The sequence below is a fragment of the Glycocaulis albus genome (assembly GCF_014639075.1).
GTDB classification, from domain to species: Bacteria; Pseudomonadota; Alphaproteobacteria; order Caulobacterales; family Maricaulaceae; genus Glycocaulis; species Glycocaulis albus.
The window spans coordinates 183573-208396 of record NZ_BMFS01000004.1 but is presented as its reverse complement, the minus strand read 5'-3'; the positions used below and the strand labels follow the sequence as shown (position 1 = coordinate 208396).

The 24824-nt window shown below is 63.1% G+C and carries 23 protein-coding genes and 2 riboswitches; of the genes, 13 read left to right on the top strand and 10 right to left on the bottom strand.

From position 1 onward, the window contains the following. Positions 1 to 9: 9 nt before the first annotated feature. The 3 genes from gcvT to IEV75_RS06410 all read right to left on the bottom strand — a co-directional run bounded on the left by gcvT (position 10) and on the right by IEV75_RS06410 (position 3818). Positions 10 to 1119, bottom strand: a complete 1110-nt coding sequence (gene gcvT / locus IEV75_RS06420) for a glycine cleavage system aminomethyltransferase GcvT (RefSeq protein WP_188451719.1) — start codon at positions 1117 to 1119, stop codon at positions 10 to 12. Positions 1120 to 1185: 66 nt separating this feature from the next. Continuing rightward, positions 1186 to 1303, bottom strand: a riboswitch (glycine riboswitch). After that, a riboswitch (glycine riboswitch) is annotated at positions 1304 to 1394 on the bottom strand. Positions 1395 to 1477: 83 nt separating this feature from the next. Next, positions 1478 to 3241, bottom strand: coding sequence for an arginine--tRNA ligase (gene argS, locus IEV75_RS06415; protein ID WP_188451718.1), 1764 nt, complete (start codon positions 3239 to 3241; stop codon positions 1478 to 1480). 13 nt (positions 3242 to 3254) lie between these two features. After that, complete coding sequence (locus IEV75_RS06410) at positions 3255 to 3818, bottom strand: hypothetical protein (RefSeq protein WP_188451717.1); 564 nt, start codon at positions 3816 to 3818, stop codon at positions 3255 to 3257. 146 nt (positions 3819 to 3964) lie between these two features. On the opposite strand from IEV75_RS06410, the gene ispH reads away from it, so the two are divergent. The 4 genes from ispH (at position 3965) to purB (ending at position 7155) form a co-directional block, all read left to right on the top strand. Next, positions 3965 to 4909 carry a 4-hydroxy-3-methylbut-2-enyl diphosphate reductase gene (gene ispH, locus IEV75_RS06405; RefSeq protein ID WP_188451716.1) on the top strand — a complete coding sequence of 315 codons (945 nt, stop codon included), beginning with the start codon at positions 3965 to 3967 and terminating at the stop codon, positions 4907 to 4909. Then, a complete protein-coding gene (locus IEV75_RS06400; protein ID WP_188451715.1) occupies positions 4909 to 5337 on the top strand; it encodes a DUF1801 domain-containing protein in 429 nt (142 codons plus the stop codon). Before ispH ends, IEV75_RS06400 begins: the two co-directional genes overlap by 1 nt. Then, a complete protein-coding gene (rnhA, locus tag IEV75_RS06395; protein WP_188451714.1) occupies positions 5334 to 5795 on the top strand; it encodes a ribonuclease HI in 462 nt (153 codons plus the stop codon). Before IEV75_RS06400 ends, rnhA begins: the two co-directional genes overlap by 4 nt. Positions 5796 to 5856: 61 nt before the next feature. Then, positions 5857 to 7155, top strand: coding sequence for an adenylosuccinate lyase (gene purB / locus IEV75_RS06390; RefSeq protein ID WP_188451713.1), 1299 nt, complete (start codon positions 5857 to 5859; stop codon positions 7153 to 7155). A 35-nt stretch (positions 7156 to 7190) separates the two neighbouring features. On the opposite strand, the gene IEV75_RS06385 is transcribed toward purB, so the two are convergent. After that, complete coding sequence (locus IEV75_RS06385; protein WP_188451712.1) at positions 7191 to 7784, bottom strand: hypothetical protein; 594 nt, start codon at positions 7782 to 7784, stop codon at positions 7191 to 7193. 161 nt (positions 7785 to 7945) lie between these two features. On the opposite strand from IEV75_RS06385, the gene IEV75_RS06380 reads away from it, so the two are divergent. Then, entirely contained in the window at positions 7946 to 8455 is a 510-nt protein-coding gene (locus tag IEV75_RS06380; protein ID WP_233351779.1) for an MgtC/SapB family protein, read from the top strand. On the opposite strand, the gene IEV75_RS06375 is transcribed toward IEV75_RS06380, so the two are convergent. Next, a complete protein-coding gene (locus IEV75_RS06375; RefSeq protein ID WP_188451711.1) occupies positions 8452 to 8772 on the bottom strand; it encodes a DUF1476 domain-containing protein in 321 nt (106 codons plus the stop codon). The two genes, IEV75_RS06380 and IEV75_RS06375, sit on opposite strands and share 4 nt — an antisense overlap. A 272-nt stretch (positions 8773 to 9044) precedes the next feature. Between IEV75_RS06375 and purC the strand changes: the two genes are divergently transcribed. Together purC and purS are read left to right on the top strand one after the other, a co-directional pair. After that, the gene (gene purC, locus IEV75_RS06370) at positions 9045 to 9818 is read left to right on the top strand and encodes a phosphoribosylaminoimidazolesuccinocarboxamide synthase (RefSeq protein WP_188451710.1); all 774 of its coding nucleotides are present in this window, start codon (positions 9045 to 9047) and stop codon (positions 9816 to 9818) included. Between the two features lie 13 nt (positions 9819 to 9831). Beyond that, positions 9832 to 10074 carry a phosphoribosylformylglycinamidine synthase subunit PurS gene (gene purS, locus IEV75_RS06365; RefSeq protein ID WP_188451709.1) on the top strand — a complete coding sequence of 81 codons (243 nt, stop codon included), beginning with the start codon at positions 9832 to 9834 and terminating at the stop codon, positions 10072 to 10074. Between the two features lie 4 nt (positions 10075 to 10078). Here the strand turns inward: purS and IEV75_RS06360 are convergent, their stop codons facing one another. Continuing rightward, entirely contained in the window at positions 10079 to 10462 is a 384-nt protein-coding gene (locus IEV75_RS06360; protein WP_188451708.1) for a VOC family protein, read from the bottom strand. 145 nt (positions 10463 to 10607) lie between these two features. Between IEV75_RS06360 and purQ the strand changes: the two genes are divergently transcribed. Continuing rightward, the gene (gene purQ / locus IEV75_RS06355; RefSeq protein ID WP_188451707.1) at positions 10608 to 11273 is read left to right on the top strand and encodes a phosphoribosylformylglycinamidine synthase subunit PurQ; all 666 of its coding nucleotides are present in this window, start codon (positions 10608 to 10610) and stop codon (positions 11271 to 11273) included. Then, the gene (gene purL / locus IEV75_RS06350) at positions 11273 to 13510 is read left to right on the top strand and encodes a phosphoribosylformylglycinamidine synthase subunit PurL (RefSeq protein WP_188451706.1); all 2238 of its coding nucleotides are present in this window, start codon (positions 11273 to 11275) and stop codon (positions 13508 to 13510) included. Before purQ ends, purL begins: the two co-directional genes overlap by 1 nt. A 98-nt stretch (positions 13511 to 13608) precedes the next feature. Here the strand turns inward: purL and IEV75_RS06345 are convergent, their stop codons facing one another. From IEV75_RS06345 to IEV75_RS06330, 4 genes are all read right to left on the bottom strand, one after another. Then, positions 13609 to 14088, bottom strand: a complete 480-nt coding sequence (locus IEV75_RS06345) for a tetratricopeptide repeat protein (protein WP_188451705.1) — start codon at positions 14086 to 14088, stop codon at positions 13609 to 13611. 316 nt (positions 14089 to 14404) lie between these two features. Further along, positions 14405 to 16438: an RNA polymerase sigma factor RpoD gene (gene rpoD, locus IEV75_RS06340; RefSeq protein ID WP_188451704.1), complete on the bottom strand. Its 2034-nt coding sequence runs from the start codon at positions 16436 to 16438 to the stop codon at positions 14405 to 14407. A 66-nt stretch (positions 16439 to 16504) separates the two neighbouring features. Next, a complete protein-coding gene (gene dnaG / locus IEV75_RS06335) occupies positions 16505 to 18328 on the bottom strand; it encodes a DNA primase (protein WP_188451703.1) in 1824 nt (607 codons plus the stop codon). A gap of 57 nt (positions 18329 to 18385) precedes the next feature. Then, positions 18386 to 18853, bottom strand: a complete 468-nt coding sequence (locus IEV75_RS06330; RefSeq protein ID WP_188451702.1) for a GatB/YqeY domain-containing protein — start codon at positions 18851 to 18853, stop codon at positions 18386 to 18388. 169 nt (positions 18854 to 19022) lie between these two features. Between IEV75_RS06330 and carA the strand changes: the two genes are divergently transcribed. From carA to IEV75_RS06310, 4 genes are all read left to right on the top strand, one after another. Next, positions 19023 to 20228: a glutamine-hydrolyzing carbamoyl-phosphate synthase small subunit gene (carA, locus tag IEV75_RS06325; RefSeq protein ID WP_233351778.1), complete on the top strand. Its 1206-nt coding sequence runs from the start codon at positions 19023 to 19025 to the stop codon at positions 20226 to 20228. Between the two features lie 100 nt (positions 20229 to 20328). After that, a complete protein-coding gene (locus IEV75_RS06320; RefSeq protein ID WP_188451701.1) occupies positions 20329 to 22608 on the top strand; it encodes a S8 family peptidase in 2280 nt (759 codons plus the stop codon). A gap of 39 nt (positions 22609 to 22647) precedes the next feature. After that, on the top strand, positions 22648 to 24234 hold the full coding sequence (locus IEV75_RS06315; protein ID WP_188451700.1) for a peptide ABC transporter substrate-binding protein: 1587 nt from the start codon (positions 22648 to 22650) through the stop codon (positions 24232 to 24234). Next, positions 24234 to 24800, top strand: coding sequence for an AbiU2 domain-containing protein (locus IEV75_RS06310; RefSeq protein WP_188451699.1), 567 nt, complete (start codon positions 24234 to 24236; stop codon positions 24798 to 24800). The genes IEV75_RS06315 and IEV75_RS06310 overlap by 1 nt, the downstream gene beginning before the upstream one ends. Positions 24801 to 24824: the final 24 nt, after the last annotated feature.

Here is a 24824-nt window from a genome sequence, read left to right as displayed (position 1 = left end):
AATGAAATATCAGCCGCGATAAAAGCGGTGGGGCGTGAAGGGCAGGCTGGCAACTTCGGCGGCGCGTGCCTTGCCGCGCACCATCAGCTCCAGCGGCGTGCCGGGCTTGGCGAGATCCGCGCGGACATAGCCCATGGCAACCGGCGCGCCGAAGCTGGGGCCGAAGCCGCCGGACGTGACGACACCGACCACTTCGCCCTCATGGACGATTTCCGCGCCTTCGCGGGCCGGTGACTTGTCATGCGGCTTAATGCCGACGCGCTTTTGCGCCGGCCCATCAGCGATCTGCTTGAGAATTTTAGCAGCGCCCGGAAAATCCACGCGCTCGCGGCGCACTTTGGCAATAGCCCAGGTCAAAGCGGCTTCGGCCGGCGTGCGGTCTTCATCCATATCGTGGCCATAAAGGCAAAGCCCAGCCTCAAGGCGCAGGCTGTCACGCGCGCCAAGCCCGATCGGCTTCACACGCGCGTCAGAGAGCAGCAGGCGCGCGATCTTGCCGGCCTTGTCGGCGGGAACGGAAATCTCGAACCCGTCCTCTCCGGTATAGCCCGAGCGCGAGGCGTAAATCTCCACGCCGTCCAGCGTGAACACGCCGCATTGCATGAACACCAGCTTGGCCGCATCGGGAACAAGCCCGGTGAATACCGCGGCCGCTGCGGGGCCCTGAAGGGCCAGCAGAGCGCGGTCAGAGAGTTCGTGAAGCTCAGCCTTGCCTGCGAAGGCCTCACGCATATGGGCGAAATCCTTGCCCTTCGTGCCGGCATTCACGACCACGAAAAGCCCGCCGTCCGCGCCGAAGGGCCGCGAGACCATCAGGTCATCCATGATGCCACCATCGGCGTTGAGCAGCAGGGTATATTTCTGCTCACCGGGCTTAAGTGCCGACAGGTCAGCCGTAATCAGCGCTTCGAGCGCGGCTTCATCGCCCGTGACCCGCGCCTGGCCCATATGGGAAACGTCAAACAGGCCCGCCGCTTCGCGGGTGTGCAGGTGCTCGGTCATGATGCCCGAAGGGTACTGCACCGGCATGGCATAGCCGGCGAACTCGACCATGCGTGCGCCAAGTTCGACGTGCAGGTCGTAAAGCGGGGTCTTGTTAAGGTCTGCGGTGTCGGCCATGGGTCACGAAATCCTGAACGCGGGTTTGCAATCACTGCCGTGCGTGAGATCGCCTCACGTGGCAGTCCTGCCCCCGCTGTCGGTGTGACCTGAGAGATTCCCGCTGCAACAGGGCTGACCCGTCCGTGCAGCTTGCTCCTTCGGTGGGATGCTGCCCGAAGGCAAAATCCTCTTTCCAGCGTCGGCGGTCCCAGCGGTCCTGCGGCCTGAGCGTTTCCGGGGCGGTTGCGCCTTCGGCGCCGGCATCTTCGGCCGGTCTCTCCCGCTTGGGTGCCTTATGTCGAACAGGTTTCCCTGTTCGCCGCGCAAACTAGTCCTGCACGCGCATGAGTCAATCGGGGGGAGCGGAGGAAACGCCCTACATCTGCTCAGGCGCCTCGATGCCTATCAGGGAGAGGCCCAGCTCGAGCTGCTTCAGCGTCAGCGCGGCAAGGCCAAGGCGCGAGCGGCGTAACCCCTCGTCTTTCTCGGGCAGAATCGGACAGGCCGCATAAAAGCTCGAAAACGCCTGCGACAGGCCATAGACGTGCTCGCAGATATGGTTCGGCGCCCGATCATCATGGGCGCGCATCAGCGCAGCGTGAAAGCCGTCGAGCCGGCGCACAAGAGCGGCCTCTTCCGGCGCGGCAACGCTGATCGGGCCCGGCTCCAGCCCTTCGCCAGCGGCCTTTCTCATCAGGGATTTGATGCGTACCGCCTGATAGAGAAGGTATGGCCCGGTCTTGCCCTCGAACGAGACAAACCGGTCCATCTCGAAAATGTAGTTGGTGGTGCGGTAGTTCTGAAGATCGGCAAACTTGATCGCGGCATTGGCGACTTTGCGCGCGACATCCTCCAGCGCGTCTGCATCGAGTGTTTCGCCGAGCCCGGCCTCGGCCAGACGGGCACGGGCGCGCTCGCGTGCTTCTTCGATCAGGTCGGCCAGACGGAATGTGCCGCCGGCACGGGTACGCAGGCGCTTGCCGTCCGGCCCGTTCACCGTGCCGAATTTCACGTGCTCCAGCCCGCCTTCCCCGGCAAGGCCGCCTTTTACCGCCGCGCGGAAAACCTGCTCGAAATGGTCGGACTGGCCGAGATCGACGACGTAGAGAATCAGATCGGGATCAATGCTCTCCCGGCGGTCGAGAATGGTCGCGAGATCGGTTGTCGCGTAGAGGGCAGAGCCTTGCGAGCTGACCAGGATGAGCGGAGCCAGCTCCTTCTTGTCATCCTCGCGCGCCACGCGGACGATCCAGGCGCCGTCCGATAGCTCGGCCACGCCGCGCGCCTTGAAATTCTCGACCAGGCCGGGGATCAGATCGTTGACGTCGCTCTCGCCCTTCCACAGGTCGAAATCCACGCCTAGCGCCGAGAAATCCTCCTTCAGCGCGGCAATCGAGACATTGATGAAGTGCCTCAGCAATGCCCGGTAGCCCGCGCGGCCGGCCTGCAATTCAGCGGTTGCCTTGCGCGAGCGCTCCTGGCGGGCCGGGTCTTCCTTGCCCTTGGCGCTCGCCTGCGGATAGAGCCGGGCGAGGTCTTCAATCGTCACCGGCGCATGCTCCGGATAAGGCCCGGTAAATGCCGCGTCGAAATAGGGAAGGTCCGGCTGCTCATCCTCCAGCTCGGTAATGAGCTGGCCCATCTGCAGCCCCCAGTCACCGAGATGGATGTCGCTGGTGACCTCGTGGCCCAGGAAGCGGAAGACGCGCTGCAGGCTGTCGCCGATGACCGAGGAGCGCAAATGTCCCACGTGCATCGGCTTGGCGACATTGGGGCCACCAAAATCGATCATCACCTTTTGTGTTGAGTCCACCTGCCCGGCGCCGGTCCGTGGATCGTCCGCCAGCAGGCGGGCGCGCGCGGCGTAAAGCTGCGGCGAAGGCGTGATGTTCAGGAAGCCCGGCCCGGCGATCTCGATATCGAGATCAGGCGCAGCAGCGGCCAGGTGAGCCTTCACGCTTTCAGCAATCACGCGCGGCGGTTTGCCCGCAGCCTTGGCGGCGGCCAGCGCCCCATTGCACTGATAGGGCGCCAGATCCGGACGGTCGCTTTCCGACACACGTCCGAGAGCAGGGTTGAGCTCCATAGCGGCAAAGGCATCGCCCAGCAGGGCGCTGAGCTGATCGGCAAGACGGGTCATGACGGTCCAGGATTTATTCGACGGGGACGCGGAAACGCAGGCCGGATCGGTTGAACTCAACCTGTTCCGGCGTCAGTTCAAAACCGACAATCACTTCGAAATTCGCACCGGACGTAGTGGCCTCTGCGCGCGGGATCACGATGGAACTGATTTCCTCGGTCAGCTCGACCCGGTTCTCCCCCGGCGGGAAACGCACGGTGATCGGGAAGACTTCACGTTCGATCACGGCGCTGTCCGTTCGGGTCACGGCGACGAAATAGTAATATGTCTTCTCGCTGCCTTCAGCCGCGGCGCCCCTGCCGAACGCGAAGCGGATCGCCATTTCCATATCGATCGGTGACACACGCGTATCGGTGTAGGTGCAGGCACCGCGCACATTCAGGATTTCGCCGGTAAAACCGACATTGCGCAGCACCCGTTCCTCGCCATTGAACTCCACCAGCCGGTGCGCGTCATATAGCGACAGGGCGTTGGGACACGGACCCGGATTGGGCTGCGGCCCGTCGAAGCGGTCGCGCACACTCTGGCACCCGGACAGGACAAGGGCGGCGGCAAATACAGCGGCGATTGAGCGCATGGGGTCTCCCGAGGAACCAGTTCGTCACTATGTTTCAGAGACAGGCAGTACGGGTTACGGGCGCGCCGGACTCTGCTACACCCCTGTCTCTAAGCCGTGCACCGCGCGAGAGCAACGCTGTCGCGCCCCCGCCACTGAGGAAAACCGTGAGCACGTTGCCACCCCTCCACATCCTGCTCGCAGCCCCGCGGGGCTTTTGTGCGGGCGTGGACCGCGCCATCCAGATCGTGGAGAGGGCGCTGGAGCGCTATGGCGCGCCGGTCTATGTCCGCCATGAGATCGTGCACAACAAGCATGTTGTGAACAGGTTGAAGGCGATGGGCGCGGTTTTCGTCAAGGAGCTGGACGAGTGCCCGGACGACCGTCCGGTCGTATTCTCTGCCCATGGCGTTCCAAAACGCGTGCCGGAAACGGCCAGGGCGCGCAACATGCTGTATGTGGACGCCACCTGCCCGCTTGTCTCAAAGGTGCATGTGGAGGCCAGCCGCCATCACAGGAATGGCCTTGAGATCGTTCTTATCGGCCATGCCGGACACCCGGAAGTCATAGGCACGATGGGTCAGCTGCCCGAAGGCGCGATCCACCTGATCGAGACGGTCAGCGATGCGGAAAGTTTCCAGGCACAAGACCCGCAAAAGCTCGCCTATGTCACGCAGACGACGCTCTCTGTAGATGACACGGCCGCCATTGTGGACGTGTTGCAGAAGCGCTTTCCCGCCATGGCGGCACCCCACAAGGAAGATATCTGCTACGCCACCACCAACCGGCAGGAAGCCGTGAAAGCGCTCGCCCCGCGCTCGGACCTGGTGCTGGTGGTCGGCGCACCCAACTCGTCGAACTCTGTTCGCCTCGTCGAGGTTGCAAAGCGCGCCGGTGCTCCTGATGCGCGCCTGGTCCAGAGCGCCGCAGACCTTGACCGGACCTGGTTTGACGGCGTGCAGACGCTGGGTGTCAGCGCCGGTGCCTCGGCGCCCGAGGAACTGGTTGAGGATGTGCTGACCCAGCTTGCAGGCTTCCGGAAGTTGACAATCGAGGAAGTGCGCGTAGCCAGCGAAGACGTTGTATTCAAACTGCCGCGCGAAGTTGCCTGATGAGTGCCAACAAGACACACGTCACGCCGGTGGCGGTAGAAGACTTTCTCGCCACGATCGACCCGGAGCAGAAGCGCGAAGAGGCCCGCCAGCTTGACGCGCTGTTCCGCCGGGTAACCGGCTATGAGCCGGTCATGTGGGGGCCGTCCATCATCGGCTATGGACGCTATCATTATGTCTATGAGAGCGGGCGTGAGGGCGATTTTCTGGCCACGGGCTTCTCCCCGCGAAAGGCGCAGCACTCCATCTACATATTGCCCGGCTACACTGATTTTGGCGGTATTCTCGACAGGCTGGGCAAGCATTCGACGGGCAAGTCCTGTCTTTACGTCAAGCGCCTGTCCGATATCGACATGGATGTGCTCGCTGAATTGATCGCGGCCGGACTGAAGGATCTTGATGCCAAGTGGACGGTGCATCCGCGATGAGCACGCTCATCACCATCCACACCGATGGCGCATGTTCAGGCAATCCCGGCCCCGGCGGCTGGGGGGCTTTGCTCGAATGGAAGGGCCATGAGAAGGAGCTGTTCGGCGGCGAGGCCGAGACCACTAATAACCGCATGGAGCTTATGGCCGCAATTCAGGCGCTGAACGCCCTGAAGCGCCCAGCAAACGTTCGCCTCGTCACCGACAGCGTCTATGTACGCGACGGGGTGACGAAATGGATCCACGGCTGGAAGAAGAACGGCTGGAAAACGGCGGCGAAGAAGCCGGTAAAGAATGCCGATCTATGGCAGGCACTCGATGAAGCCGCCAGGCGCCACACCGTCGAATGGGTGTGGGTGAAGGGCCATAATGGCGATCCCGGCAATGAGCGCGCCGACGCGCTGGCACGTGCAGGAATCGCGGCGCTGAAGGACGAGGCGGACACCCCCGCCCCTTGACCTTGCGCCCTTGAGGGGCGAGAGAGCGCGCACTCCCTGCACGGATTGAAGAGGCGCGCCCATGATCCCCCGCTATACCCGGCCCGAAATGGAAGCGATCTGGTCTCCTGAGACCCGCTATCGCATCTGGTTCGAGATCGAGGCGCACGCAACCGACAAGCTGGCCGAGCTGGGCGTAGTGCCCGCCTCTGCCGCGAAGGCGGTGTGGAAAGCGAAAGACATGGAGTTTGACGTCGCGCGCATCGACGCAATCGAGCGCGAGGTGAAGCACGATGTCATCGCCTTCCTGACGCATCTCTCCGAACTTGTTGGCGAGGAAGCCCGCTTCGTCCATCAGGGGCTCACCAGCTCCGACGTGCTCGATACCTGCCTTGCCGTGCAGCTCACCCGCGCGAGCGATATCCTGCTGGAGGGGATGGACCGGGTGTTGGCGGCGCTGAAAAAGCGCGCGCTGGAACACAAGATGACCGTGTGTATCGGGCGCAGCCACGGCATCCATGCCGAACCCACCACGATGGGTCTGAAATTTGCGCGCTTCTACGCCGAATTTGCCCGCAACCGGGAACGCCTGGTGCGGGCGCGTGCGGAGGTCGCGACCTGTGCCATTTCCGGGGCCATCGGCACGTTTGCGAATGTCGACCCTGCGGTGGAGGCTCACGTCGCTGAAAAGCTTGGCCTCAAGGTGGAGCCGATCTCCACCCAGGTGATCCCGCGTGACCGGCATGCGAATTTCTTCGCCGTGCTGGGCCTGATCGCCTCGGCGATTGAAAATATCGCGGTAGAGGTGCGCCACCTCCAGCGCTCTGAAGTGCGCGAGGCGCAGGAATATTTCTCGCCGGGGCAAAAGGGCTCCTCGGCCATGCCGCACAAGCGCAATCCGATCCTGACCGAAAACCTGACCGGGCTTGCCCGCCTTGTCCGCTCTGCCGTCACGCCTGCGATGGAGAACGTCGCCCTGTGGCATGAGCGCGATATCTCGCACTCTTCGGTGGAGCGCGGCATCGGCCCGGATGCCACCGTGCATCTGGACTTTGCCCTGCACCGCACCGCCTCAATGATTGAAGGCCTGATCGTGCATGCTGACCGCTGCCGCGAGAATCTCGAAGCTCATGGCGGCATCCATAATTCCCAGCGTGTGCTGCTGGCGCTCACCCAGGCCGGGGCAAGCCGCGAGGACTCCTACCGCCTCGTCCAGCGCAATGGCATGAAAACCTGGGATGAGGGTGGCAAGCTGGCCGATCATCTGAAAGCCGACACTGAAGTGACCGCCCTGCTCTCGGATGCGCAAATCGATGCCTGCTTTGACGAGGCCTATCACCTCAAGCATGTCGATACGATCTTCGCACGGGTGTTCGGGTAGGGCCGGCGGCAAACGCTGAAGCCAGGCTGTCCACATCAACGGATGGCGGCATCCGCAGCAGATTCGATGCGCATGGGCTCACGCGCACAATCCCAGCCCGGTGCGGCATTGTCGGCTACGAAACGGGCGACTTCGTTGGCATTGGTAATTGCTGACGCGTTGACGAAAGCAACCGGGCAGGCTGAGGGTTCGCCGCTGCTATCCAGCGCTGTAACAACAAGGGTATGTAGTGTCTGGTCCGCGCTACCTGGCTCCATGGCATCCGCCGGTGTGTGATGCCGATACCGGTGAATCGTGGCCATCGGCGCGCCATCGCGAACACGCCATTCCACGACATCGTGAAAATCACCGAACGGCGACCGTGTAGGCGGGCTGGTCCAGTCCGACCGAACACCATCTGGGGAGGCATACGCCGTCGCCTGACCATGATCAGATGCCAACACGTAGAGACTCCAGCCTTCCGCTCCGGCGCACGCAATCTCCATGACAGGCTCATCAGGCAACCAGCGGCGGGCGCAGGCTTCATCGATATTTGTATAAACGCTCGACTCGCCCTGCGCCGCGGCAAGCGATGGCAGCATTATTGCAACAATGATCGCACCTAAAGCGCGTTGCAGATGAACAGACATGGCCCCTCCAGATTTGCCTGATCAGTGTAACGGTCAAGCCAAGATGGCCAAGTGAAACATTTGATTTGCCTTGCTCCATCGTCCGTTTGTCTGCTGCTAACCAGGCATCACCAAACCGGAACATTCCCCTCCCCCTGCCCGTTACCAGGACGGAGGAGAGCATGCCCGAATGGCTGAATGACCCCGGCCCGCCCGGCGGCATACTGGAAAGCATGATGCGTCTGGGCCTGGCAGCGCTGGCCGGGGCCTGCATCGGGCTGGAGCGCGAGCGGCCGCGCCGTCATGTGGGCCTGCGCACCAACATGCTGGTCTCTCTGGCAGCCTGCCTGTTTACGCTCCTGGCCTTTCAGATCGCCATGTCAGCAGGCGATGACGAGGCGGGCATCATGGCCGATCCGGTGCGTGTGATTGAGGCAGTGACAGCCGGTGTGGCGTTCATTGCCGCCGGCGCCATCATCCGGGCCGGCCGCAACACGCATGGCGTGACAACCGCAGCGGCGCTGTGGCTTGCAGGCGCGGTAGGCGTGGCCTTCGGGGCGGGCGCGTTCGTGCTCGGCGGCACGGCCGTGATCCTGGCCCTGATCGTGCTGGCGGTTCTCAAGCTCGTCGAGCGCGATGTGCTGCGCAGCAAGCCCTCACACCACGATGGCGGCGATAGAGGCGCTGACTAGCCTGCCTGCACCTGTGTACGCGCGACATCGAGCAGGCGGGTCATCTCGTGGCGCAGTTCGATATCGGAGACCGCGACGCCCTTGGCATCGAAATCGGCGCGCACCTTGCGGAACACGTCCTCATCGCCCACTTCCTCGAAATCGGCCGCGATGACCTCTTTGGCGTAGGCGTCGGCCTCATCACCTGACAGGCCGAGCTTTTCCGCCGCCCACAGGCCGAGCAGCCTGTTGCGGCGCGCACCGGCCTTGAACTCAAGCTCCTGCTCGCGCGCATAGCGGTTTTCGTGAGCCTTTTCGCGATCATCAAAGCCGGACATGAGATGTTTCCTGATCTTGTTGGAACGGGGAGCGTTTGAACTCATGGGTATCGCGCCGCGCCCGCTTTATCAATCGTTTGCAGCGCATTGCAGGCCAGTATTGCGGGCACCCGGACAAGCGCGTATCCTGACAGTGAAAGGCGGCCCGTATTGACGGGCCGCTTCGCGTTTGACACCACGACGTTTGACTAAAGCACAGGACTCGCGCGCATGAAGGGCCTCATGGCGCAGCGATACGATTTTCCAACGCCCAGCGGAGAGCGATGACCCCCATGTCACGCCGCAAGAAACTCTACGAAGGTAAAGCCAAGATCCTCTATGAGGGCCCGGAGCCGGGCACGATCATCCAGCACTTCAAGGATGATGCGACCGCCTTCAATGCCCAGAAGCGCGCGACGCTGGAGGGCAAGGGCGTCCTGAACAACCGGATCAGCGAGTTCATCATGGAGCACCTGAACCGGATTGGCGTACCGACCCACTTCATCCGCCGCCTGAACATGCGCGAGCAACTGGTACGCGAAGTGGAGATCATTCCGCTTGAGGTCGTAGTGCGCAATGTCGCCGCCGGCTCCATTTCCAAGCGTTTCAACATCCCTGAGGGCGAGCCCCTGCCCCGCGCCATCGTGGAGTTCTACTTCAAGGATGATGCGCTGGGCGATCCGCTGGTCTCAGAAGAACACGTGACGGCCTTCAACTGGGCCAGCCCGCAGGAAATCGACGAGATCATCGCGCTGGCGCTGCGGGTGAACGATTTCGTCTCCGGCCTGTTTGCCGGTGCCGGCATCCGCCTGATCGACTTCAAGCTTGAGTTCGGCCGTCTTTACGACCAGAACGACATGGCGCGCGTGGTGCTGGCTGACGAGATCAGCCCGGATTGCTGCCGCCTGTGGGACATGACCACCAACGAGAAGATGGACAAGGACCGCTTCCGCCGCGATCTGGGCAATGTTACCGAGGCCTACGCCGAAGTCGCGCGGCGCCTCGGCATCATGCGCGAAATGGACGCTGCCAACGGCACGCAGCCAGAGTCTGTAGAAAGCGAATAGGATCAAAGAGTCGATGAAAGCGAAAATCCACGTCTATCTGAAGCCCGGCGTGCTGGACCCGCAAGGGACCGCCGTTGCCAATTCGCTGAAAACCCTCGGCTTTGAAGAAGTGACCGGCGCGCGCCAGGGCAAGCTTATCGAGCTGGACCTCTCAAGCGTCGACGCCGAAGAAGCCAGCGAGCGCGTGAAGGCGATGTGCGACAAGCTGCTGACCAATCCGGTGATCGAGAATTACGACATCGAGCTGAGCGCGTAGGCCCCTAAAGCTCCACCGATTCCCACAGCTCGATCTTCACCCCGTCCGGGTCCATGATCCAGGCGAAGCGGCCATAATCGTAAGACTCAGGCTCCCCGATCAATTCTACCCCATGCGCCTTGATGCGCTCCAGCAGCGCGTCGAGATCATCGACGAGCAGGTTGATCATGAAAGGCTGGGCAGAGGGCCGGAAATAGTCCGTGTCGTCCTTGAAACGGGCAAAGATGGTGCGCGCGCCATCACCATAGCGTGCCGCTGCCTCGCCGTGGCTGAATGTGATGCCACCATACTGATCAAGCTGAAGACCCAGCACATCGCGATACCATGCCATGCTGGCTTCCGGGTCTTTCGATCTGACGAAAAGCCCGCCAACTCCGAGCACCGCCATCGCTTTCCTCCTGTGTCTGAGCGGGCCAAGGCTAACACCTGAACAGCAGGCTGGCGACGGACCATCCGGGGTTCACATCATTTCCAGTGAAATCAGCACTGCGCACCTCTCGCCTTGGCGTGAATCCCCTGCTAAACGCTGCGCCATGAAGACCGCTGTCATTGTATTCCCCGGCTCCAATTGCGACCGCGATGCGGCCGAGGCCTTGCGCATGGTTACAGGGCACGCCCCGGCCATGATCTGGCACCAGGAAACCAGCCTGCCGGACGGGCTTGATCTCGCCGTCATCCCCGGCGGGTTCTCCTATGGCGACTATCTGCGCTCCGGCGCGATTGCCGCGCGCTCGCCGATCACGCGCGATCTGGTAAAGCGCGCGGAAGATGGCATGCCGGTGCTGGGCGTGTGCAATGGCTTCCAGATCCTCATCGAGACGGGGCTTCTGCCCGGCGCGCTGATGCGCAATGCCGGTCTGCTCTTCGTGTGCGAGCGCACACCGCTGCAGATCGAGAACACCAATTCGCGCTTCACACGCTCCTATGGCGAGACGCGCGAAGTGACCATCCCCGTCGCCCACCATGACGGCAATTATTTCGCCGATAATGAGACGCTGGACCGGCTTGAGGGTGAAGGCCAGGTGGCCTTCCGCTATCTGAACAACCCCAACGGCTCGATCCGCGACATTGCCGGGATCACCAATGCGAAGGGCAATGTGCTGGGCATGATGCCCCACCCCGAGCGCGCGGTTGATCCGGTCCATGGCGGCACGGACGGGCTGGGCGTATTTGAAAGCCTTCTGGGAGGGACAGCCTGATGACGGACATCTCTCCCAGATACGCCCCGGGCATTACTGAAGAGATCGCGCTCGAGCACGTCACGGCGGACGAGTACGAGACGATCCTGCGCGTGCTGGGCCGTGCGCCGAACATGGTCGAGCTCGGCATTTTCTCGGTCATGTGGTCAGAGCATTGCTCCTACAAGTCGAGCCGGGTGCACCTGAAGAAATTCCCCGTGACCGGCGAGCGCGTCGTTTACGGCCCCGGCGAGAATGCGGGCGTGATCGATATTGATGATGGCGATGTCGCTGTCTTCAAGATGGAGAGCCACAACCACCCCTCCTATATCGAGCCCTATCAGGGTGCGGCTACGGGCGTGGGCGGCATTTTGCGCGATGTGTTCACCATGGGCGCACGGCCCGTGGCCCTGATGAATGCGCTGCGCTTTGGCGCACCGGATCATCCCAAGACCCGCCAGCTCGTCTCCGGTGTGGTCGCGGGCATTGGCGGCTATGGCAATTGCGTGGGCGTGCCGACGGTGGGCGGCGAGACCAATTTCGACAAGGGCTATAACGGCAATATCCTGGTCAACGCGATGGCGGTCGGTCTGGCCAAGCGCGAAGGCATCTTCACGGCGGCTGCCAAGGAAGCCGGCTTCCCGGTCCTTTACGTCGGCGCGAAGACCGGCCGGGACGGCATTCACGGCGCGACCATGGCGTCAGCCGAGTTTGGCGAGGGCAGTGAAGAAAAACGCCCGACCGTGCAGGTGGGCGACCCCTTCACCGAGAAGAAGCTGATCGAGGCGTGTCTTGAGCTGATGGCCGAAGACGCGATCAGCTCGATTCAGGATATGGGGGCAGCCGGCCTTACCTCCTCATCGGTGGAGATGGCATCGCGCGGCGGGCTCGGTATCGAGCTTGACCTCGACCATGTACCGCAGCGCGAAACCGGCATGACGGCCTACGAGATGATGCTGTCGGAATCCCAGGAACGCATGCTGATGATCCTGAAGCCCGGCGCCGAGCCGATTGCCGAGCGCATTTTCAGGAAATGGGATCTGGACGTCGCCACCATCGGCAAGACGACCGATACCGGCCGCATGGTCCTCAAACACAAGGGCGAAACCGTCTGCGATCTGCCGCTTGATCCCATCGGCGAGGAGGCCCCGGCCTATACCCGCCCCTGGTTCGAGCCCGAAGCGCGCGCCAGCATTGATCCGCGCTCCATGAAAGGGCCGGAGCACTTGGGCGAAGCGCTGCTGACCCTGATGGCGAGCTCCGACATGGCGTCCAAACGCTGGATCTGGGGCCAGTATGACCGCCACGTCATGGCCGACACCATAGCAAGCTCCGAAGACCCGGCGGACGCGGCCATTGTGCGCGTACACGGCACGAACAAGGCGCTGGCGATCACCACTGACTGCACGCCGCGCTATTGCTATGCCGACCCGTTCGAGGGCGGCAAGCAGGCAGTTGCCGAGACCTGGCGCAACCTGACGGCCGTGGGGGCCGACCCTATTGCCATTACCGACTGCCTGAATTTCGGCAACCCCGAGCGCCCGGAAATCATGGGGCAGTTCGTGGGCTGCGTGGAAGGCATGGCCGAAGCCTGCCGCGCCCTCTCCTTCCCCGTCGTGTCGGGCAATGTATCGCTCTATAACGAAACCGATGGCAAGGCGATCCCGCCCACCCCGGCTGTGGGCGGCGTGGGCCTTCTGCCCGATCTTTCAAAGCGCGCCGGCTTTGGCGGCATGAAAGAGGGCGATGTGGTGCTGCTCGTCGGCGAGACGCGCGGGGAGCTCGGCGCCTCGCTCTATATGCGCCATGTCGAGGAGAAAGAGGACGGTGCGCCGCCTCATGTCGATCTGGCAGCCGAAAAGCGCAATGGCGACTTTGTACGCGCCGAGATACGCGCAGGGCGCGCGCGTGTGGTCCACGACATTTCCGATGGTGGTCTCGCCTGCGCGGTTGCCGACATGACCATGGCCTCAGGCATAGGCGTGAAGCTCGCCTATAATGGCTCCCTGCCCGCCTATGCCTGGATGTTCGGCGAGGATCAGGCCCGCTATCTGATAGCGGCGGATGCCGCTACCGCCGAGACCATCCGCCAGAACGCCATTACGGCCAATATACCGGTCAGTGTGGCCGGCATCGCGGGCGGACGCGCCATTTCCATCAATGGCGGCCATGCGCTCGATCTCATCCGCCTCAAACAGGCGCACGAAAACTGGCTGCCTGCCCTGATGACGGCAGAACCCGCCCGCGCAGCGGAGTAGACAAAAAAAGAGCCGGACTCCGCGCGACGGGCGTCCGGCTCAACATCGCTGTTCCGGGCGGGGGGATCTATGCCCGGTCAGCGGAAATTCCTGTTATTCTAGGGGCAGCTGGCAGCGTTGGCGGCCGCTTCCGGGCCAGCGCCTTCGATGGCAGCAGCCGCAGCGAAATCTTCGGCAGCGGCAGCCGAATTCCCAGCGAGCGCGTAGGCCGCGCCGCGATTATTCAGCGCTTCCCAGCCGCCTTCATTGGCCTCCACAGCCGCGTTGCAGGCCTCCATCGCACCCTCATCGCCCAGATTGGCGAGCGCGCCGCACAGATTGGTGCGGGCCGCAGCCATGGTCGGAGCGGCATTACGGCGCGACAGGGCTTCATTGGCGAAGTGAGCCGCCTCACGCCACTGGCCACGGTCAAAGCGCTGGACAGATGCCCGCACCGAGCGGTGCGCCGTGCTTTGCGACACGAATACCGGCTCACACACCTGCGCCCCGGCAGAGGAGGCGCTGGCCACAGACAGGCCGGCAGCCATCATGGCAGCGGCGGCGGTCATCAGGATCGGGGAGGAGAATTTGAAGGACATGTCAGTCTCCGAATAATGGGCGCCCTGTTGACCGGGCGTTTCGCGTTGAACTTGCACCGGGAAGATAGGGCTATGACGGGCGTTTGAAAAGTGAACAACGTTCATTTTTTCAAGAAAAATATGTTGCAGCGCACCAGCAAGCCTGTCCAGTGCCTTGCTGCTCAAGACGCTATCCCCTTGCTTTCAATAAAACACTGGCCTTGCTGCAACCGCGTGGCGTGCCGGCCAGGCCTGCCCGCAAATTGTGCCCGAATGGACAACGCCGCCGAACAATGATGTTCGGTGGCGTTCAGATTTCACCGGAAACGGAGACGGTCTAACTATCCAGGAAGCTGCGCAGTTTCCTGCTGCGGCTGGGGTGTTTCAGCTTGCGCAGCGCTTTCGCCTCGATCTGGCGGATACGCTCGCGGGTGACCGAGAATTGCTGACCCACTTCCTCCAGCGTATGATCGGTATTCATGCCGATCCCGAAGCGCATGCGCAGCACACGCTCCTCACGCGGGGTGAGGCTGGCAAGCACCAGCGTGGTGGTCTCGCGCAGGTTTGAATGGATCGCCGCATCGATGGGCAGGACGGCGTTCTTGTCCTCGATGAAATCGCCGAGGTGTGAATCTTCCTCATCGCCAATCGGCGTTTCGAGCGAGATCGGCTCCTTGGCGATCTTCATCACCTTGCGCACTTTTTCCAGCGGCATGGAGAGCTTTTCAGCCAGCTCCTCCGGCGTCGGCTCACGGCCGATCTCGTGGAGCATTTGACGGCTGGTGCGCACGATCTTGTTGATCGTCTCGATCATGTGCACCGGGATGCGAATCGTGCGGGCCTGGTCGGCGATGGAGCGGGTAATCGCCTGACGGATCCACCAGGTGGCATAGGTGGAAAATTTGTAGCCGCGGCGGTATTCGAACTTATCGACCGCCTTCATCAGGCCGATATTGCCTTCCTGGATCAGATCCAGGAATTGCAGGCCGCGATTGGTATATTTCTTGGCGATGGAAATAACCAGGCGCAGGTTTGCCTCGACCATTTCCTTCTTGGCTATACGCGCCTCGCGCGCGCCCTTCTGGACGGTCGCGACGATGCGGCGGAAATCATCGATCGGCACCCCGGATTCCTGCGCCAGCTCCGCGATCTGCTCGCGGATCTGGGCGGCTTCCTTCTCTTCACGCTCGGCGAACTTCTTCCACGCAGCGGATTTGTCTTTCCACGCGTCCAGCCAGTTCGGGTCCAGCTCATGGCCCTGATAGGCCTGCATGAATTCGTGGCGGGGCACGCCGTGCGCCTCGGCCGAACGCAAGAGCTTGCCTTCCAGTACGACGAGACGCTTGTTGATGGCGTCGAGCTGTTCGACCAGCGCCTCAATACGGGCGTTGTTGAGGTTCAGCGAGTTGAGGTTCGCGACGATGGCTTCGCGCACGCCCTCATAGGTCTCCCGATCCTTCTTGGAGAGGTCCTTGCCTTCCATGCGCAGGCCGACAAGCTTGTCCTGCAGCTTGCGGAAGGATGTGAAGTCAGCAGCTACGGCGTCCAGCGTCTCCATGACGCCTTCGCGCAGCTCGGCCTCCATCGCCGCGAGGGACAGGTTGGCGCCGTCATCGTCATCATCCTCCTCCTCGGAGGCTGTGTTCTCGCCCTCTTCTCCCTCTTCGCCGGTCTTTTCCTCGCTCTCTTCGGCGCGCGATCGCACCTGGGCGCGGATATTGGCAGCCGGACCGCGGCCCGCATCGGGCGCGCCGGTTTCCGAATGGTCCTCGCGCACGCCGCCATAGGTGGCATCAAGGTCGATAATATCGCGCAGCAGCACCTGGCCGGACTGCAGTTCCTCGCGCCAGACCATGATGGCTTCAAAGGTCAGCGGGCTTTCGCACAGGCCGCGGATCATCGCGTTGCGGCCTGCCTCGATGCGCTTGGCAATGGCAATCTCGCCTTCACGCGAAAGCAGCTCCACCGAACCCATCTCGCGCAGATACATGCGCACCGGATCGTCGGTGCGGTCCTGCGCCGATGTGGTGTTCTGACCGGCGACGGCGGTTTTCGACTTGGCGGCTACCGCGCGGGAGCGGCCGTCATCCTCGTCCTCGTCATCGCCGCCTGCCGCTTCGCCCTCTTCAACCTCGTCTTCAGAATCGACGACTGTGATGCCCATCTCGGAAAGCTGGGACAGTACGTCTTCAATCTGCTCGGAGGAAAACTCCTCGGAAGGGAGAACCTTGTTGAGTTCGTCATGGGTGACATAGCCGCGCTTCTTGGCGGTCTTCACCATCGCCTTGACCGACAGGTCATTGAGATCGAGAAGCGGGCCGTCCTGATTTTCCGGGGCTGCTTCAGCCGTCTCGGTCGCTGCTTTGGTCATGCCTGACTTGAACTCCCTTGGCTGCCGGAAAACCGGCTGCCACAAACAAAATTGACCGCCCGTGCGCTATCTGCGACGGCGGCTGGCCTTATACCCTGCGATCAGCTGGTGCACTTCAGCGGCATCGCCGCGCGCCAGCGCCTCGCTTTCAAGAAGACGCGCTTCACCCCGGATGCGTTCCTCTTCAACCCTTTCCATATAGGAAGCCGCCGCTTTCCGCCAAGCGTCCAACCTGCTGGAAGAGCCGGCATCCTCTCCCCCCATGGCCGCCCGCATCGGTGCCCGTTCAGCCTCCAGCTTGCGAAGTACCGGATGATGCCCCTGCCGGACCAGAGCGGACTTCAAGGCCTGATGATCCGCAATCTGACCAGTTGAGCATGCGTCTAGAATAGCGTCACGCAGACTGTCAAGCGGACCGCAGTCCAGCTCGGCGAGGGTTTCGGTCTCACTGACTGCAAGTTCGGGCCATTCAATGGCAGCAAGCAGCAGGTGGCGCACCGCCGGCGGCGCGCGGCGCGTCTGCGCGAGCTTGCGCGTTTCGGCCACTGGCGGGCCGTCGGAAACGCCGCCCGGATTCTGACGTCCGCGCCAGGGGGCACGAACGGGCTTGCGGCCGAAGGCAGAGGCGAGGCGCCGGTCAAACTCTGCCTTGTACTCCTCGCGCACGTCAGGATCGGATATCTTTGCCGTCAGCGCGCGCAGGCGCCGGCGGAAGCCTGCCCGGCGATCCGGGTCGGTCAGCGGTTCGGCGGCAAACTCCCGGTCCCAGATGAGTTCGGCGAGCGAGCGGGTTTCGCCAACTAGCGCACGCAGCGCCTCGCCCCCCTTGGCTTTCAGCACGTCATCCGGATCCTGCCCGTCCGGCAGGAAAACAAAGCGCAAGGTCTTGCCTGGCTCCAGGAGTGGCAAGGCACGGTCCGCCGCGAGGCCCGCTGCCCGCTGGCCTGCGCTGTCGCCGTCAAGACAGATCACCGGTTCTGGCCCGGCGCGCCACAAAAGGCGTATCTGGTCTTCGGTGAGAGCCGTGCCCAGCGGGGCAACCGAATGGGCAAGGCCAGCCCGGTTCAGCGCGATCACGTCCATATAGCCTTCGGCCACGATCAGGCCTCGAATGCCAGCCTTGGGATCGGAAGCAGCGCTACGCGCTTCCGGGTAGCGGTAAAGGACATGACTCTTGTGAAAGAGCGGCGTCTCCGGCGAGTTGAGATATTTGGCGCGTGCATCCTTTGACAGGGCCCGCCCGCCAAACGCGACCAGACGCCCGCGCGGATCGTGGATCGGAAACATCACCCTGCCGCGGAAGCGGTCGAAGGCCGCGCCGCCATCTTCCGGTGCGATAAGCAGACCAGCGGTTACCAGCTCGTCAGGTTTTGCGCCCTTGTTGACCAGGACATCCTTCAGGCCGGTACGCATTTCCGGCGCGTATCCCAGCCCGAATGTCTCCCAGTCGCGCGGGGACAGCCCCCGGCGCTCCAGATAGGCACGGGCCTCGCCTCCGCGCGGACCGTTCAGCTCCCGCACGAAGTATTGCTGGGCCAGCTCGTTCCACTCGGCCAGCTCCTTGCGGCGCTCGTCCTTGCGCGCGGCTTCAGGATCGGGCGCCGGCATGGCAAGCCCGGCCTCGGCTGCGAGCGCCTCTACCGCCTCCATGAAGCTCAGACCTTGCGTTTCCTGAAGCCAGTTGACGGCATCGCCGTTCTTCTGACTGGAAAAGCAGTGGTAGAAGCCCTTTTCGTCATTGACGAAAAAGGAGGGCGTGCGCTCCTTCTTGAACGGAGACAGGCCGGCAAATTCCCTGCCCTGACGGCGCAACGCCACCGTCCGTCCGACAAGGTCGGACAGGCGGATGCGCGCTTTTATCTCGTCAATAAAACCGTCGGGCAGGGCCATGATTTACCTTAGCATGGCTAACGGACTGCATCGCCCATTATCGGCAGGCGGGCAGTCTCAGGCGCGGCTTTGCAGCAGCGTCTTGACCGTTTCACCCGCCTTGGAGAAGTCCATGCGGCCGGTATAGCGCTGCTTGAGCGTGCCCATGCATTTGCCCATGTCCTTGAGGCCCGTGGCACCAAGCTCGTCCACAACCGTCTCGGCGGCCTGCTCGATCTCCTGCTCGCACATGGGCTTGGGCAGATAGGCGCGCACGATTTCGGCTTCCGCGCGCTCGCGCTCGGCAAGGTCCAGCCGGCCCGCTTTCTCGTAGGTTTCGGCGCTTTCCTCGCGCTGCTTCACAAGCTTCTGAAGCAGAGCCATGATTTCGCCCTCACCGCATCCCTGGCAGCGGTCCTCGGCCCGCGCAGCAATGTCACGGTCCTTGATGGCCGCCTGGACAAGGCGCAGCGTGCTCAGCTTGAGCCCGTCCTTGGCCCGCATGGCGTTTTTCAGGTCTTCAGCAATCTGGTCGCGCAGCGACATTTTTCATCCATTCGCACGAGTTACAGCGACGCCGCATAACCCGTTGTTTTTGAGTTGCTTTTTTGGCTTCTAGCTTGCTTGACGTCGGGGCAAGGCTCACATACCGTCCGCGCGTTTGTTCACAGGCCGCCCTTCGTTGTGCGGCGCACGCGTAATCAGGCGGTGAGATATGATGGAACGGGCCGGGAATCAAGTACTGACCGCAAACCCCTGGCGCGACAGCGATCTGGACGGCGCCACCGGCGCCATCGTGCTGGCCGACGGGACGATCATCCCGGGGGAAGGCGCCGGCGCAAGCGGCATCGCCGCCGGTGAGCTGTGCTTCAATACGGCCATGACCGGGCATCAGGAAATTCTGGCAGACCCGTCCTATGCGGGCCAGATTGTCTGCTTCACCTTTCCCCATATCGGCAATGTCGGCGCCAATGCCCAGGACGAAGAGGCCAGCAGCGTTCGTGCGCGCAAGGCCGCCGTCGGCATGGTCAGCCGCGCCACCATCACACCGCCTGCCAGCTGGCGTGCAGAACAGAGTTTTTCCGAATGGCTGACCGCGCGCAACATCGTGGCCGTGACAGGGGTAGACACCCGCGCCCTGACGGCCCGCATCCGCGAGCTGGGCATGCCCATCGCCGCCATTGCCCATTCGCCGGATGGCAAGCTGGATGCGGACGCCTTGCGCCAGGCCGCCCTTGATGCGCCGGACATGGAAGGCGCCGAACTGGCGCGGCACGTGCTGGCCGACGCAGACAGCGACTGGACGGAATCAGACTGGGTGTGGCCGGACGGGCCGGGTATCGGCCCGTCCGATGGCCCGCTGGTCGTGGTGCTCGATTATGGCGTGAAGGCCAACATTCTGCGCCGGCTCGCAGGAGCCGGCGCGCGCGTGAAAGTGGTGCGCGGGACCGCGAGTGCACAAGACGTGCTGTCCCTGTCGCCGGCGGGCGTGGTGGTATCGAACGGCCCGGGTGACCCTGCTGCCACCGGCGAATATGCACTGGCCACCATTCGCGGCATCATCGAGGCGGGCGTGCCAACGCTTGGCATCTGCCTCGGCCACCAGATGCTGGCACTTGCCATTGGCGCGCGGACGGCGAAGATGACCCACGGACATCACGGCGCAAACCATCCGGTGAAAAACATCCTGTCAGGCCAGGTGGAGATCGTCTCCATGAATCACGGCTTTGCGGTGGACCGCGACAGCCTGCCCGACAATGCCGAGGAAACGCATGTCTCGCTGTTCGACGGGACCAATTGTGGCTTCCGTCTGAAGGACAAGCCGGTCATGTCGGTGCAGCACCACCCCGAAGCCAGCCCGGGACCTCAGGACTCCTTTGGCGTGTTCGATCAGTTCGTAGGCCGCCTGTCTGGCGATTGACGGCCCGTTAAGCCAGCCTGCCCCAGCCTGTTTTCCATCCCGCGATTTCCGGTCTATTATTCCGGTCAGGGACGGGTCAGAAGCTTGAGGAGGGGTCGGCATGGTCCGGCGCAGCGTTCTGCTTGTCACGGTTTTTGCCGCTGTATCGATCGGCCTTTCGGGCTGTGGCGGCGGCGGCGGAAGCCCCAGCGTGACCCCTTCCCCATCACCCTTGCCTCCCCCGCCGCCGCCACCTCCCCCTCCACCCCCTCCACCGCCGCCGCCACCCCCGGGCAATCCGGTTGATTTCGAGACGGCGGAGTACAACGCACAGTACGGGCTGGGCCTCATCAACGCTTCGACCGCCTATGCCTTTGGCGCCACCGGCGCCGGCATAACGGTTGCCGTCATAGATTCGGGCATCAACCAGACCCATCCGGAATTTACCGGCAGAATCTCCCCCGCAAGCCGCGACATCGCTGGCAGCCGGGGGGTGGAAGATACGGACGGCCATGGAACCGGCGTCGCTGGAGTGATCGCGGCAGCGCGCAACAATGTCCGCGGTCACGGTGTCGCGTTCGAGGCGACCATCCTGGCCCTCCGGACCGATAATCCGGGCAGCTGCGAGGAAGACGGAGGCGAAGGATGCCGGTTCAGTGACAGCAATACCGCCAGCGCGATCGATTATGCGGTGGCCAACGGCGCGCGTGTGATCAACATGTCACTGGGACGGTCACCGGGCAGCAATGACAACCGGACCCAGACCTATGCCGCCATGCGGCGAGCGGCCGATGCCGGCGTGTTTCTCGTCATCTCGTCAGGCAATCGCGAAGACGCCGACACACCTCCCACAGATTTTCCCTCCTACCCTGCCAATTTCGTGAACGATCCCGGAGCGCGCGGCTTTGCCGTTGCCGTAGGCGCGGTGGATGAAAATGGCGACCGGGCGGAATTCTCCAACGGCGCGCTGGGCGCTGAAACGCGTTTTCTCTCGGCTCCCGGGCGCCGGATTCTCACGCCGTTTCTCAACAATGATGAGGGCGAGCCCCGCTATGTGCTCTACTCCGGCACGTCGTTCGCAGCACCGCATGTCGCAGGCGCGCTAGCCCTTCTGATCGATGCGTTTCCCAACCTGAGCGGCAATGATGCGCTCCAGATATTGTTCGACACGGCACTGGATCTGGGCGCGCCGGGTCCGGATGCCGAATACGGCATGGGCCTTGTCGACCTTGAAGCGGCCTTCCAGCCGGTCGGCACGACCAGCGTGGCGTTCGCCGGGACTGCGGCAGCACCCGTTCCGGTGGATGTACTCCTCGACGACCCCGGTGGCGCCGGTGGTGACTGGATATGGGCAGACGGTCTTCTTGACGGCGCCCTTCTGGAAGATCGCTACGGCCGCGCCTTCAGTTTCGAGCTGGCAGCGCCCCGCACCCGTGGTGACAGCGCGCTGGGCGCCTTCGAGACGGCTGCAGAAAACGCGCTGGCGCGCGTGAGCGGCATGCAAATGGGGCCGGCCAACGTCAGTCTGCGGATACAGCCTGACCGGCCGCACGTACTGGCCAATCTGCCCGCCGAAACCTATGCGAGCCAGCCTGACATCTCGTTCCGCTATAGCGAGGGCGGGCTATCTCTGGCAGCCGGGCGCGGTTTTACCGCTGAAGCCCCCGTGCGGATGGCTGGTGGCTCGGTCCTGTCACGCACCCCGGCATCGGGCGCAGTGGCAGGGCTCACGGGCAGCCAGCAATGGTCGTCAGTGCGCTTTGATACAGGAATGCTGGGCTTTTCGGCCCGCACGTCCAGCTCCGGGCTGGGTTCGTTTTCGGCAGCAGGCTTTCACCTGAACCACCGTGGTCACACGCTCGGGTTTGAAACCGGCAGTTCTCAGGAAGCGTTCCGCGCACTGGGCGGGCCGCTGGCCAGCCGGTTTGGCGGCCGGGACGAAACCGATACCCGCTTCATTGCCTGGATGTGGTCTGGACCGGCAGGCGGTGGCTGGCAGGCGTCTGCGCGCTTCGAGCAGGCTAGCGCCGATGCCAGCCTTCCCGACGGTATTGCGATGACGCGCGATATCAGTGCCAGCGCGTGGAGCGTGGGCGCTGAACGCCCGCTTGCCGGAGGCCAGTTCGGATTGACCCTGAACCAGCCGCTACGGATAGAGCGCGGCGCGGTCAGCGTGATGGTGCCCGTCGGGCTGGATGAGGACTACGCCTATGTCTACGAGGAGCGAACCGCTTCGCTCTCGCCCTCTGGCCGGGAAATGTCGCTGGAGGCATCCTGGCGGCGCGATCTGACCGATCGCGTCGACGTCACCTTCGCCGCGCGTTTTACTGACCAGCCGGGCCATGTTGCCAATGCGCCATCTGAAGGCCTTGGCTGGGCGGCGATCCGCGCGCGCTGGTAGGCATTGCCAGAGCCGGTTCCAGCCCGCAAAACTGCGGGCATGAGCAATCGAATCCTTCTGCCGCTCTCACGGCGGACACTTCTCGGCGGCGCGGCCAGTGCCAGTGCGCTGGCTATTGCGGCCTGCACGCCGCGCGGAGGCCAGGACAATGGTCTTCTGCGCGTCGCCATCGACACCGAGCCGGACAGTCTTGATCCGCTGAAAGGCCAGTTTGCGTCCTCCGCCCTGCTCTACAAGCAGCTTCACGCGCCGCTGACCGAGTACAGCCCGTCCGGCGGGCTGGCCCCGGGCCTTGCACAGAGCTGGCGGTCTGAAGACGGGCGCATCTGGCGCTTCCGGCTGGCGGACGGCCTGCAATGGTCCGACGGCATGCCGCTGACGGCTGACGACGTGGTGTGGACGGCACAGCGTGCGGTAGACCCCCGCACCGGCTTTGCCAATCTGGGCGATTTCTTCGCTGTGCGCGGCGCCCGCGACGCCCTTGCCGGGCGGGCACCGGCCAGCGAGATCGGGGTTACTGCCATCGACGCGCGCACCATCCTTTTTGAGCTGGATACGCCTGTCGGCGCATTTCCCGTGTTGATGCGCGAGTTTTACCCCCTGCCCCGGCATGTGGTGGAAGCGCGCGGGGATCGTTGGGTGCGCCCTGAAAACTGGGTCAGCGCCGGGCCATACACCCTGCGCCAGGCCAGCGCCTTGACCTATCTGCTGGTGAAAAACCCGCGCTTTCATGCCGCCGGTAGCGTCTCCATCGAAAGCATCCGCGTCGATGTAGTGGAGGACGAGGCCACGCGGGCGCGCCTGTTCCGCGCCGGTGATCTGGACCTGGCCGACCGGCCGCCACCTGAACAGATCGGCTTTCTGCGCCGCGAGATCGGCGACCGGCTGCACGGCTTTGATGCTCCGATCCTGACCTATCTCAAGCTCAATCACCGGCGCCCAGGCCTCGATGATGTGCGCGTGCGCCGTGCCCTGTCGCTAGCCGTAGACCGGCAATTCCTGGCGGAGAACTTCTTCAGCGGCGAGGCCACGCCCACCATTCATGTGATCACCGCGCAGGCGCTGGGGGAAAACGGGCAGACCGCGCCGGGAGCTGACGCCGATGCCGCCCGCGCGCTGCTGGCCGAGGCCGGATACGGGCCGGACAATCCGCTGCGGCTGGTCTTGCGGGTATCGTCCGGAAGCCGGGAGCGCATCGCGATTGCCATCGCCGATGATCTGCGCAATGCGGGCCTCGATATCGAAATCCTCTCCTCCTACCCGCATGATATCAATCAGGCGGTCGCGGGCGGCGAGTTCGACATGACGCTGGGCTATTTCAACCGGGGTCTGAAATCGGAGCCGGACTTCATGCTGGAGCCGTTCGCACCGGGCGGATTTGCCGATGATACCGGCTGGTCCGGGCCGGGCCGGAATCGCTTCGCGCAGCTGATGGAAGAGGCGCGCGGACGTGTCTCGCGCTCTGAACGCATCGCCGTTCACCGCGAGGCCGAAGCGGTGTTCCTGGAGTACCAGTGCAACGTGCCCCTGCTGCACGAGCGGGCCTTCTGGATGATTTCCGACCGGGTAAGGCGCCGGGACGAGACCTTGCAGCCCCAGCTCTGGCGGGATTTGAGTTTGGGGTGATGGTTAAGAGATCCGGCGAATTATTGCCCCTAGAAGAGCGAGTGGAAAACCTGAAAAAGCTCGTTGAACGAGCTTACATCTTCTACACATGCTGGTGGCTTTACGAGGGTGCCGAAACGCGGGCCGGCCTACTGGACAGGATGCAAGAGCACAGCGAATTTTATTGCTTTGACTCCCACGCTCAGTTTTGTTCCATGATAATTCATTGTCATGCGATGTTGGATAAGCCGAGAGATGCTACCCATCTCGGAAAAATAGCCAAAGAAACTGGATTGGAATGCGACCTAGCAACTATCGTAGAGACACATAAAAAGATCGCGATTATCCGCAACAACGCCATTGGCCACCGATCTCGACAGCAAAGCTATAGCGACTCGTTCAAGAAGGCCGGTGTTACCGCACAAGAAATAGAGGCCTATATACGAGGCTGCCATCGCGTCGTCTCGGCCATCTGCGAGCACCTGCACGTTCGGCCACCGGTGCTAAACGATCTACCAGCCCAGCACCTAAAGGCGTTAATCACCGGCAACTGGGACCGCGACGACGATTGGGTGTCCTCGTTCTAGCGAGGCAAATGATTACACCCGAGC